Annotated in this window: 8 protein-coding genes; 4 read left to right on the forward strand and 4 right to left on the reverse strand. The window is 63.9% G+C overall.

Annotation, left to right across the window (positions count from 1 at the left end; genetic code table 11):
- Positions 1-59 precede the first annotated feature (59 nt).
- Together VGR99_RS13030 and VGR99_RS13035 are read right to left on the reverse strand one after the other, a co-directional pair.
- Positions 60-1,595: a glucosamine inositolphosphorylceramide transferase family protein gene (locus tag VGR99_RS13030; RefSeq protein ID WP_326898771.1), complete on the reverse strand. Its 1,536-nt coding sequence runs from the start codon at positions 1,593-1,595 to the stop codon at positions 60-62.
- Between the two features lie 29 nt (positions 1,596-1,624).
- On the reverse strand, positions 1,625-2,815 hold the full coding sequence (locus VGR99_RS13035) for a glycosyltransferase family 4 protein (RefSeq protein WP_326898861.1): 1,191 nt from the start codon (positions 2,813-2,815) through the stop codon (positions 1,625-1,627).
- 280 nt (positions 2,816-3,095) lie between these two features.
- Here VGR99_RS13035 and VGR99_RS13040 point away from each other — a divergent pair, with 280 nt between their 5' ends.
- Complete coding sequence (locus VGR99_RS13040) at positions 3,096-5,195, forward strand: GumC family protein (RefSeq protein WP_326898772.1); 2,100 nt, start codon at positions 3,096-3,098, stop codon at positions 5,193-5,195.
- Here the strand turns inward: VGR99_RS13040 and VGR99_RS13045 are convergent.
- The gene (locus VGR99_RS13045; RefSeq protein WP_326898773.1) at positions 5,192-6,538 is read right to left on the reverse strand and encodes a lipopolysaccharide biosynthesis protein; all 1,347 of its coding nucleotides are present in this window, start codon (positions 6,536-6,538) and stop codon (positions 5,192-5,194) included. The two genes, VGR99_RS13040 and VGR99_RS13045, sit on opposite strands and share 4 nt — an antisense overlap.
- A gap of 434 nt (positions 6,539-6,972) precedes the next feature.
- On the opposite strand from VGR99_RS13045, the gene VGR99_RS13050 reads away from it, so the two are divergent.
- Positions 6,973-8,196 (forward strand): NAD(P)/FAD-dependent oxidoreductase, encoded by a 1,224-nt coding sequence (locus tag VGR99_RS13050; RefSeq protein ID WP_326898862.1) that lies wholly within the window; start codon positions 6,973-6,975, stop codon positions 8,194-8,196.
- A 20-nt stretch (positions 8,197-8,216) separates the two neighbouring features.
- Here VGR99_RS13050 and VGR99_RS13055 read toward each other — a convergent pair whose 3' ends face one another.
- The gene (locus VGR99_RS13055; RefSeq protein WP_326898774.1) at positions 8,217-9,353 is read right to left on the reverse strand and encodes a GNAT family N-acetyltransferase; all 1,137 of its coding nucleotides are present in this window, start codon (positions 9,351-9,353) and stop codon (positions 8,217-8,219) included.
- Between the two features lie 219 nt (positions 9,354-9,572).
- Between VGR99_RS13055 and VGR99_RS13060 the strand changes: the two genes are divergently transcribed.
- Entirely contained in the window at positions 9,573-10,859 is a 1,287-nt protein-coding gene (locus VGR99_RS13060; protein ID WP_326898775.1) for an O-antigen ligase family protein, read from the forward strand.
- A gap of 20 nt (positions 10,860-10,879) precedes the next feature.
- The gene (locus VGR99_RS13065; protein WP_326898776.1) at positions 10,880-11,902 is read left to right on the forward strand and encodes a glycoside hydrolase family 5 protein; all 1,023 of its coding nucleotides are present in this window, start codon (positions 10,880-10,882) and stop codon (positions 11,900-11,902) included.
- Positions 11,903-11,904: the final 2 nt, after the last annotated feature.

Raw genomic sequence — 11,904 nt, forward strand, 5'->3', positions numbered from 1 at the left:
TGTTCGAGTTGAACATCGCTCGTGCTCAGGCGAGCAATGCGTCGCTCGCGGGCCTCGCTTCAGCAGGCGGTGGAAGGACGGGGACGCGGCGGCAGAACCGCCGACGGGAGCTGGCGCGCGAAGGCGCTCGTCTTTGGCTGAACGCGCGATCCGTCGATCACCTCGAGCCGGCCGCAGCGATTCAGCGTGTGCAGCTTCCGGCCGGGCCATGCCGGACCGGGCTTGAGCGAGTGGCGGACGATTTGCCTGAACGTCGTCGGCGTCAGCTCGACGACTTCAGCAAGGCCAAGCGCCGCACCATATCCAGCGGCGCAGTCCTGCACCGGTCGCCACAGTCTGCCGTTGATGGTGACGAAATTCCCCGCCGGTCGCGTGCTCGCGCGATCGATCATGACCGGGTTGCTGGCATGGGGCCGCCAGGGGCCGAGCAGATGATCGGCGTAGTAGATCGCAAGCGAGTCCGAATAGCCGCCGGTGCCGTCGCGCCAGGCGCCGAACAGATAGTGCAGGCCGTTGTGCCGTGTGATCGTGGCGTCGGCGAGCTCGAGGCCCGACAGCAGCGTCGCGTGCCGTTCCCATTTGTCCGGGAAGCGAACGCATTTGTAGAGGGCGACGTCGCCGTGGAGCGAGCTCTCCGGGATCATCCACAACTCGCCGTCGTCCTCGATCAGGAACGGATAGGAGAGGTGCCAGGGCTCTTCCAGCACGGGGATGACTTGTCCGATCGGTCCGGTGTCGCCGAACTCGATCGCCGAGATGATCCCTTTGCCGACGCGGTGATCGAGATCCTCGAAGAATACAAATGTCCGTCCCCGCCACGTGATCGGGAAGGGATCGGCGTAGAAATGGTTTCCGGGATCGCCGAGCACGTTCCAGCCCGGCCCGGAGAGATCGCCGGTCTGCCACACGCCGGCATTGTCGTTGAACCGCCAGCCGACATGCCAATGCGGGGCATAGCAGCAGAGGCGATAGATCTCCTTGGCGATCGACACGGCAAGGCCGCGCACGACGTAGCCGGCAGCTCCGCGGCGGCCGGCGTCGACGGCGGGCCGCGCGAGCTGCGGCACAAGGCGCGGCCGGCCCGACACGATAGCCGCCACCATGGTCAAGGTTCGCGCCATGACCGTTTCGAGCGCGCCGCTGAGGCCCGCTGCAATCTCTGCGGACGGGTGGCCGCGATCGAGCACCGCGCCGTCGATCTCGTTGACGATCTCGATCACCGGCAGGTCGCCGGCGAGAATGGCGGCGAGCGCGGCGTTCTCGCCGGCGGCGCCATTGAACAGCGGGCGGAGATACATTGAAGCCGGACAGTCGGGATCCCGCGCCGCGCCGGTGAAATCGACGATCACATCGGCCGCGCCGGTGCGCGCCTGCGTCCGTTCCGGAACGGCCTCTAGCCTGTCGGCGCCGCCGGGTGCGCCCCTGCGCAACACCACGCGTTCGAGCCCGAACAGCGCGTCGAGACCCGCGGGCCGCGGCTCCGCCGTCGTCGTCCATGCGATCTGCACCGGAACGTCCCGGCCGTCGACCGACAGCGTCTCGCGGTCCATCCAATGCCGCGCATAGTCACGTTCACAGCGAAACTCGATGATCATGTCGAGCCAATCTATTTCAGATTATCAGGTCAAATGACTTGGCCGAGAATTCGAACGTATTCCTCCACCATCGCGTCTACCGAATACCGCAACCTCAGGCCTTTGGCGTTTTGTCGCAGCTCGTCGCTCAGCGCCTGGTCGGTCAGGAGTTGGGAGACGGCCGCCGACAGCTTTGCGTGGTCGGCGGCGTCGACGAAGAGGGCAGTCGGCTTACCTTCGAAGGACAACACCTCGCGCAGCACCGGAAGATCGGTGACGACAGAGGGAACGCCCGCATTTGCGGCCTCCACTGCTGCGAGACCAAAGGTTTCGGCCTGGGTCGGAAATACGAACAGGTCGAGACAGGCGAGAAAGTCCGCCATCCGCCGCGGCGGGATTTCGCCGAGCAGATACAGCCGGTCCGATACTTTCAATTCATTTGCGAGCTGCCTCAGCCGGGCCTCGTCGGCGCCCTGGCCGGCCAATGCGAGATGCCAGGATGGTTGATCCGGCAACAGGCGGATCGCGAGATCGAGCCGCTTGTGCGGATGCAGCCTTGCGGCGCAGCCAAGCAGGACGCAGTCCGGCGGCAGGTTGAATGTCTGCCGCGCGGCCTGCTTCGACAGGGTGAGGGCCTTGTCGTCGAAGCCGTGCGGGACATGCATCATGCGCGAGCGGTAGGCCGCGGGGTAGCGCGAATATTCGCGCTCCATGTCCTTCGAATTGAGCGTGATGCGGTCGAAGAAGCCGAGGCTGCCCATGACGATGTCGGCGGTGCGGACCGGCCAGCTCATCGACAGCGCGGAAGAGACCTGATTGGCGACGACGGGCGCGCGGCTGACGAGGCGAGACACGCCTGCGCCGATCACGTTGCCGAAATGCTGGAACGTCAGAACCGCGTCGGGCTTGATGGTCCTGATCTGGCGGCCGAGCGTCCACAGCATGCGCAGCAGTGCCAGCGGATTTCCCGGCCGGCGCGATGCGCAATAGAGCGTATCCGGCGGCTCGTCGAAGGACTCCGACTTGCGGAAGAAGAACAGGTTGGTGACGCGATAGCCACGTGCTCGCAGGCCGGCACCGAGCAGCCGGGAGATCTCCTGCGCGCCTGCATTCTCGGCCTGGGTCTGGATGAGAAGCACATGCCGCTTCGCCCGACCGCCGTCCGGCGCTGCGTGGGCCGCCGCGGCCGACGGCAGCTTCGCGGCATCGCCCAGTTCTGCGCCTGGTTGGTAATGAAGCACGGATCCCGACCCGCTAATGAAACATTCACCTTCTTTAACCCGGTACCTACCATGCGGGCCCCGCGCAGACATCGATTAGCAACAAACGGAGTTAATGCATGGCCTGCTGAAAAGGCATCGCGCGTAGGGCAATTGCAGCGGTTTTCACTCGGAGCGAAGCAGGCGCGTTAACCAATTGGTCATAGTCGCGCCGAGGCGGGGTAACCGCGGATTAACCATAGATATTTACGGTGGAGCAGGCCACTGAACAGTGTTTGCCAGTTGAATCCGAGTAAAGTCCATGACGTTCGGTCGCCGCGCAGAGCCGACAGTTTCCGGATCGACCGGTGTCGCCGCGTCGTGGCAGACGCGCAGTGCGTCGAACGCTGAGGCCAGCGGTACTGCCGCGCGTTTCGGCGGCATTCTGACCGCCTCGGGCGCGCTCTCCTTCATTCGCGACAACGGCCGCCGCATCCTGATGCTTGCGCTCGCGATCTTCGCGCTCGGCGTCGTCGTCCTCCTGGTCATCCCGGTTCGCTTTGCCGCAACCGCGCTGGTCGTCGTCGATCCTCGCGAGCAACGCGTGACCTCGGAGCAGGATGTTCTGCCGGGCATCGGGCAGGATAGCGCGGCGTTACAGAGCCTCGTGGAAGTGGCGAAGTCCGACGGCTTTCTCAAGCCGCTGATCGAGCAGCTCAAGGTTCAGGACGACGAGGACATTTCCGGCGGGCACACCGACCCTGCGCGTCTGCTCGAGAGATTCCGCAACCGCCTCGATATTTCCCGTCGTGGGCTCACCTACGTCATCGCCATCCGCTTCACCTCGAACCGGCCGGAGCGGGCGGCCTATTATGCCAATGCGATCGCCGAGGCGTTCGTCGCGAGCCAGAAGAGCATTCGCACCGAGGCGACCGACGAGGCCGCCGACTGGCTGAGCAGCCGGCTCAAGACCTTGAACGACCGGTTGAAGACGTCGGAGGATGCCGTCGCCGCGTTCAAGCTCGAGCACAGGATCGTCAACGCCGGCAAGGATTCGACGACCCAGCAATTGCGCGTGACCGAGCTGTCGCAGCAGGTTGCCGCCGCGCGCGCCCGGACTGAAGAAGCGAAAGCGCGCTTCGAGCAGGCGCAGCGCGACGTGAAGGCCAATGTCGAGGCGCCCGCCAAGCAGGATCTGCTGAGCGCCCTGCGCGCCCAGCGATCGGCCCTCAACGATCAGATCGCGCAGAAGCGCGCGGTGTTCGGCGATCGCCATCCCGACCTCGTGATGTCGTACAGCCAGTTGAACGATCTCAACCGGCAGATCGAGGTCGAGCGCAGCAAGAGCATCGACACGGCGAAGTCGGAATACGAGGCCCAGCGCGATCAGCAGAAGGCGCTGGAGAGCCAGATGAAGGCGGCTGAATCGCAGCTGCTGGTCGACGGTCAGGCGCTGGTGAAGCTGCAGGAGTTGCAGCGCGACGCCGAGGCCAACAGGAACATCTACGAGCAGTTCCTGTCGCGCTCCAAGACGACGAACGAACAGCGCCTGTTGCAAAGCTCGCAGACCAAGATTGCGTCCTCCGCCATTCCGCCGCTGCGCTCGACGCTTCCGCCGCTGCCCTTGCTGCTCGCCGCGCTCGCGATCGGCTCGCTGCTGACATCGACCGCGGTCGTCGTCGCCACCGGACCCGGACGCGGGTCCGACAAGACCGTTGAGGAGGTTCGCTCTCCCGATCCGGCGCCGCGGCAGCCTCCGGCGTGGCCGCGTCCGCCGGTGTGGGCCCGCATTCCGGACCTGGTGCCCGGCGATGCGCCCCGGAACATCTGGCAAGGTCCGGTGTCCGCGACGGCTGAGCTCGATCTTGGCCCCTATCTGCGTCCGCTCGTCGATCAGCTGGAGAAATTGCCGGCTCCCCGTGGCAAGGTCGCTCTCGTCATGTCGGTCGGCAAGCGCGCCGGCGGCAACACCGTCGCGCGCTCGCTGAACCGGTGGGCGGTAAACAGGGGCAAGCTGAGCGTCCTGATCCGGGTCGAGCCGGATCTTGGCGGTGCCGGAGCCGGGCAGGCCAGAGGGCACGCGGACGGCACGACCACGGCGAGCTTTCCCGGTGTCGACGCGCTGCTGAGCGCCGGCAAGAGCCCCGAACTGGCGCATGCCGAGGACATCCGTTCGGAGTTCGATCTGGTCGTCGTCCACGCAACCTCGCTGGCCTTGCAGCCGGAGGCGGCGGCGCTTGCCGCTCACGCCGATCTGGTCATTCTGGTCGCGCGCGAAGACGCGGTCGACTCAGCCGCAATGCGCAGGGTGACGGCATCGCTCTCCCGCTTCGGCGGCGTGCCGACCGGGATCGTCGTCAATCGCGTGCCGGTTGATCCCTCGGCGCAACGACGCGGTGAAGTGCTCGGTTTGACCGGCTAGTCGCCGCTGTCGGCGCCGCGAACCACATAGGCGCCGCGCTTCCATGCCGAGAAGCGCAACAGCACCAGAATTGAGGGATCGACCCCGGTCCGTCGGCGGCAGAGGATGTTGAGCGCGACGGTCGCGAGCGCCAGCGATATGGTCGCCGAGATCGCAGCGCCAAGCACGCCGAGCCAGGGAATCAGGACGAGAAATCCGATCAGCCGCAGCGCCACATTGGCTGCGACGACGGGCACGTAGATACGCTCATGGCCGGTGAGCTGCAGTATCGCCGCAGCGGGGCCACCCGCGGCCTGGAAGGCCGTTCCGATCGCGAGCACGATCAGGACCCAGTGCTGCGCGGCGAAATGAGGCCCGAACAGGTTGAGCAGATACGGACTGCCGATCCAGATCAGGAGAAGTCCGCCGGCAACGCACAGTGCAGTCACTTCCGCCATCAACTGCAGCGTTCGCTCGAACTCCTGATGGTTCTTGCTGAAGTACAGCGACGGAAGCCGGCGCGCGCCGAAACTGTAGAGCGCGGCCGACAGCATGGCGAAGATGTTGGCGAGACGCGACGCGGCGAAATAGATTCCGGCGGTGGCCGGATCCAGCATCCAGTAGACCAGGATGACGTCGAAATACTGGTTCGCGGCTTCCAGGATCGAGGCGACCCAGAAATGAAGCGCGCTCGCGCGCCAGCGCGGCGTCTCGGAACGCGCCACGGTGTTGCGGAAGTCCGGCAGCGCTTGCGCAACCGAGATGATCTGCGCACCGAGGCCCACGGACATGGCAACCGTCATTACGGCGATCAGTTCGGCGGGATCGAGTTGATGATGACTGGTCATCACAGCAAGCAGAAACAGCACGACGCCGACCCGCCAGAAGAACTCGCGGTTACCTTCGCCCATGAGAATGCTGACCAGCGAGCGCGCGACCTGGCTGCCGAGCATCAGTCCCGCACTCACGACGGTGTAGGCCGCGACCGCGAGGATCAGCAGCCACTTGTCGCCTTTGATGTGCGCCACGATCGCGATCGCGCCGATCGCTAGCAGCATCGCGACAGACGAGATCTTCAAGCTCGACAGCAGCACGCCCTTGGTGAGATCGGGCCGATCTCCAACCTGGTACTCGTTGAGGAATCGCACCAGGAGCGATTCCTGTCCGACCAGTCCCACGACCGCTGTGATCTGGGCCACCGAAAGCCAGGTCGCGAAGATGCCGAAGCCATCGGGCGACATCGTCCGCGCGGCGAGCGAGAACAACGCAAACGCCAGCGCGCCGCTACCAACCTTGAGCAGGATGGTCCCGGCAACACCGCGCGTCACGTCGCGCCGCATGAACTGGATGATGGAGTCGATCATGGAGGGTTAAGGGGCGTCTCTCCCCAGCTGCGCATTACGATATCGGGAAAAGCCTAGCATGCCGGAAAACCGTGAGTGTTAATGGGCTCCCCGCGGTGGTCCGTCGGTCGTGCCGGGTATCGGGAAGGCGCACCCTGCGTCACCGTGAAACAGTTTCGTCCGGGCTGTCCCAGATAGGGCAAGCGCCGCCTGTCATCGAACGGCGATGTGACACCGCGCTGACGAAGAGTCGTCATTCATTCCACCGTAGCATTACTGGAGTCCGGACCTTGTCGCCCATCCCGAGCAAGACACGTGCCGCTGGGCTGCGCTGCCGGATCGGCTGTGGCATTCATTAACCTCGATCGACGGAATTGATCGCGCTCGACCCTTGGATGCGACATCAGGCGGGATAATTGCACCTGGAACCACTGTTATTCGTGGGAGCCTGAATGATGACGGCGGAGACAACCGTGACCGAGCCGCTTCCCGCAACCGGGGCCGCAACGATCGTTGCCGATATCGCCATCGTCGGCGGCGGCCTTGCCGGTTCGCTCGCGGCGGCCGTTCTTGCGCGAGCGGGGCATCGTGTCGCACTGATCGACAAGCGGGCCGTGCATCCGGACGAGTTTCGGGTCGAGAAGATCGGCGGCCACCAGTTGGAGATGTTCCGCAGGCTCGGCTTCATCGATGCGCTCGCGAACGCGGGATGCTCCTACGACCGCGTGCTCAATATCAGGGAAGGCAAGGTCGTCGATGTCAGCGTAGGCCAGGCCTACGGGCTTCCCTATGCCGATCTCGTTGGCATGGCGCGCAGCCAGCTGCCCGATCCGTCCAGCCTGATTGTCGACGAGGTCGCCGCGATCACCGCTGGTGACGATATCCAGCATCTCGCACTTGCGTCCGGACGGCGCGTGGAAGCGCGCCTTGTCGTTCTGGCCACGGGCATGGCGGGTGCACTCGGTTACAAGCTCGGCATCAAGCGCCGCGTGCTGGCCGAGCGCCATTCGGTGTCGTTCGGCTTCACGATCGCCCGCCGCGACGGGGCACCGTTCGATTTCGACGCGCTGACCTGTTACGGCGAGCGCACGGCAGACGGTGTCGACTATCTCAGCCTGTTTCCGGTGCGTGCCGGCATGCGCGCGAACCTCTTCATGTTCCGCGACCCGACCGATCCGGTGATGCGCGATCTGCGTCGTGACACGGAGGCGACGCTGCTGCGCTTGCTGCCGGGATTGCAGCCCTTCCTCGGCGATTTTCGCGTGATCGACCGTGTCCAGAATTGGGTGATGGACCTGTCCATCGTCGAAGGACATCTCCAGCCGGGTATCGTGCTCATCGGCGATGCCTTCCAGACCAACTGTCCCGCCGCAGGAACCGGTGTCGCCCGTCTGCTGGTGGACGTCGAGCGTCTCTGCACCGAACATGCCCCGCGGTGGCTCGCAACGGACGGCATGGGCACGGAGAAGATTTCGCAATTCTATTCCGACCCCGCCAAGATCGCGGCCGACCAGCAATCGCTGAAGATGGCGCGCTTCCGCCAGGCGCTGACGTCCCGCAACGACATCAGCTGGGATGTGCGGCGACGGCTGCACTTCCTGCGGCGCCGGCTCACCCATCAGGTCGATCAGATGCGGCCAGGTTGGCTCGCGCAGGTCCGAAGCGCGTTACGGGCCTGAGGGCTGCGCCCGGGTGCTGTTCAGCGCGTCGGCGTCGAGGTGCGGGGTGGCGAGAGCCTGAATTCCGAGACACGCTTGGCGGCCAGCTTGAGCCAGGGCGCCTGCTTCAGCGCGAACAGGGATATGGCACCTGCCGTGCTGCCGGCCTGCGTGACCGTCCACATCGGCGAGGGCTGAGCGCCGAACAATTTCTTGTACGGCTCGTCGCCGATGGTGAAGTCGAGCATCTGATCGCCGCGTTCGATGCAATCCTTCGCCACCTGCTCGAACATCAGCGCGCCCAGCGACTGGCTCTTGTATCCGTCAATGTCGAAGGCGCTCATGATGACGAGGAAGCTGTCGCGATGGTGCAGCCCGAGCACGGCAGCGATCACCTGGCCATCCATCTTCATGGCATAGAGCCGCACGAAGGAGCCGAGACCCCGGACCGCGACGTCGGAATAGAAGCCATAATATTCGGGACGCTGGAGCAGGTCCCCGTCACCTTGCGACTGAAACCGTGGGCCGCGAAACTTCTTCATCACGTCGAGCGCCTCGAGGACGGAGGCGCTGTCATCGCAGCACGCGAAGCTCAGCGCGCCCTTTTTCTGGAGCTGACGATATTTCTTGGCGAGCTCCTTCTGATAGGAGCGATCCATCGCACTCGCCCGCCACTGCTCGAACGGAGCGACGAGAACGGTCGCATAGGCATTGCTGTCTGTTGCCACCCGGCGGGGCGCGGCCAGGAGATTCTCGATCGGAAGTCGTCCGTCCGGCAGCTTGGTGATCCGGAGCAGATCGAAGGGGCGGACGAGATGGCGGATCTCCGCGCATGCATCTGCATCCCTGAGCAACTCCGCAAACACCTCCGGGCTGCAAACCGGCGCAAGATAGTCGGAGACGCGCAGATCAGCGAATTCAACGGTCCGTATCGGCCCGCGCCGGATCCGGAGCAGGGGCAGCACCATCGCAAGGCCACGCGTCGTGCGGTGGCGAGCCACCACCACCAGAGGAGTAGCCCCCGCATGAGACGCGAGCCTGGCGTAGAGGCTATGCAGCCAGAGCGGATGCTGGAACGCCGTCGCGGCCGAGCCCTCGAACAGCTCCGCATATTCCGGAGACAGAAAGTCGAATGCCGGCTCGACGGCGATTTCGAACGTATTGCCAGACGTATTCATGCGTAACCGGGAAAATCACATCACTCGGGAATGGTCGATCGCGCTGGGACTGAGGTGTATAGCAGGGGAGTGAGGAGCGAGATACCGACGGGGTATAATCTGCATTAATGCTTCGGACCGCGTACGTATCGTTACCGGAATCTTAACGACCCAAGGCCGGATGCGTGGGGGCAGGGCCGCGCTAGCAAATAATTAACCGCGATTAAGGAAGGTCGGTCCATGGCCAGCCTGCATACCGAGGTGGATTCCGGAGCACTCGAGAGCGCGATCTGGAAGACTCGCAGCGTTGGCGTCGAGAGGATTGCCAGGTTCGCAATCACCTGTTCGATCACCGTCAACGTGGTCGCGTCGATGGGCACTCTCAACAGCGCCCTGCTGCCGCCGGAGCTGACCTATCTGCAGCAGGCCATCGCGATCCTGATGTGGGTTGTCCTCATCTATGCAAGCGCGTTCGTGCGCCCGCGCCTGCGTTTGCAGATCAATCCCGATTTGATCGCGCTGGTCGCATTCTATACGCTCGCCGTCATGTCGGTGTTCTGGGCCGGCCTGAGCCTAGCCGCGATCATGAAGAGCGCGGCGCTCGCGATGACGACCTTCGGCGCGTTCTGCCTGATCACGCGCATCGACCCGGACGAGGTGATCGGGGCCACGGCTCTCGGGCTCTTCATCCTGGTCGGCGCCTCCGCCTTCTTTGCGCTCGCCGTGCCAGATATCGGGATCGACCAAAGCTGGATGCACAAGGGTCAGTGGCAGGGCATCTATGAATCGAAGCAGACGCTCGGCTTCGTCGGCGCGTATCTGATGTTCTTCGCCTGCTATCTGAAGATGAGGGGGCAGGGATGGCTGGCTTTCCTGGCGATGTTCCTGCTGGCGTCAACCTGCGTCCTGGCGTCGGAATCGCGCGGCGCCGGAGCCGTCGCCCTGGCCGCCTGTGCACTGCTCTTGACCTCGATGTGGTCGGTCATGTGCATGCGGATCTACGCGATCCTGCCGTTCGTCATGTGCCTGCTGGCCGCCGCGCTGATCTTCTACTTTTACACGACAGGATATGATTCCATCCATGTCGGCGACGCGACCATCGACCTGACCGAGCGGACTTTCATCTGGCACTACGCGATCAGCCATTTTGAGGACGCGCCCTTGCTCGGCTTCGGGATCAACGGCTTCTGGACGATCCCGTCGATCTACGATTATTTCGAGCAGAACCACGGCTGGGTGCTCGACAATTATCACAGCGGCTATATCGCGATCCTGATGGAAACGGGATTCCTGGGTTATGTCCTTTTCGCGGCAAGCATTCTTTTGTTTTCGAGCAAGGTCCTCCATCTGATTTCAGCGCGCGCGATCGACAGGTCGCACTGTGCCGTCATCATCGGGTTTGTCGTGCTCAGCTGCCAGACCAATTTTACGGAGACGACGTTCCTTCGATCGACGATGTTCACGTCGGTGCTGCTGGTAGCATTCTTCTTCGCGATATGCAGGCCGGTGCCGCAGGCGGATCTTTAGTTTCTGAGAATGGAAGCAGGATGACCGCGTTACGCGTTCGCTGGCCGAAGAGCCTCAGTTTCGCTGTTGCGCTGTTCTGCCTGGCGTCGTTGTGCGCGCATGCGCAAGGGGCCGGGCAGGGCGCTTCCCGTGACGCAGCCGGATTGGGACGTGGCATCAACATTCTCGGCTATGACGGGATCTGGGAGGGCGGCCAGAACGCGCCATTCCGTCTCGACAATCTGACCGCCATCAAGAAGGCGGGGTTCTCGCATGTCAGGATCAACTTCTTCGGCTTCAAGTTCATGGGCGCGGGCAACGTGCTCGACGAGATCGTCCTGAGGCGGCTCGATACCGTCATCGAGGAGGTCATCGCGAGAAGGCTCATTCCGGTCGTCGACGAGCACGATACCCATGTCTGCCAAAGCGACGTTTCCGGATGCGCCGAGAAGCTCAGGGCGTTCTGGCGCCAGATTGCCGAGCGCTATGCCGGGAAATATCCGACGCTGCATTTCGAGGTCTTGAACGAGCCCGGTGGGCAGATGAAGTCTGCCGAGTGGAATTCACTTCTCAACGAATGCCTTGAAATCATCCGCCGCACCAACCCGAAGCGGCCGGTCATTGCGGCCGTCCTCAACACGGATGACATCCCTGTCGACGAGCTGGCCCTGCCGGCCGATGACAGAAATCTCGTCGTCACGTTTCACTATTACGCGCCGATACGGTTCACGCATCAGGGCGCGCCGTGGTCGCGGACGTTTTCGCGGATCGGCCCGCTGGATTGGGGTAGTTCCGACGACGAAGCCAAGGTGGCCGCTGACTTCAGGAAGATGAGTCTCTGGGCCGAGAAGGAGCGGCGCCCGGTCTATCTCGGCGAGTTCGGCGTCTATGAGCGCGCGCCCTCGGAAAGCCGCCAGCGATATCTGGCATTCATGGCGAGGAGCGCCGACAGGCTCGGCTGGTCATGGGCCTATTGGCAGTTCGACCATGATTTCGCGGCCTTCGACAGCGCGCGTCAGGCCTGGAAGCCGGATATTTTGCGCGCGCTGATTCCGGCTCGCTGACA

The organism is Bradyrhizobium sp. (genome assembly GCF_035935975.1).
Taxonomy (GTDB): domain Bacteria; phylum Pseudomonadota; class Alphaproteobacteria; order Rhizobiales; family Xanthobacteraceae; genus Bradyrhizobium.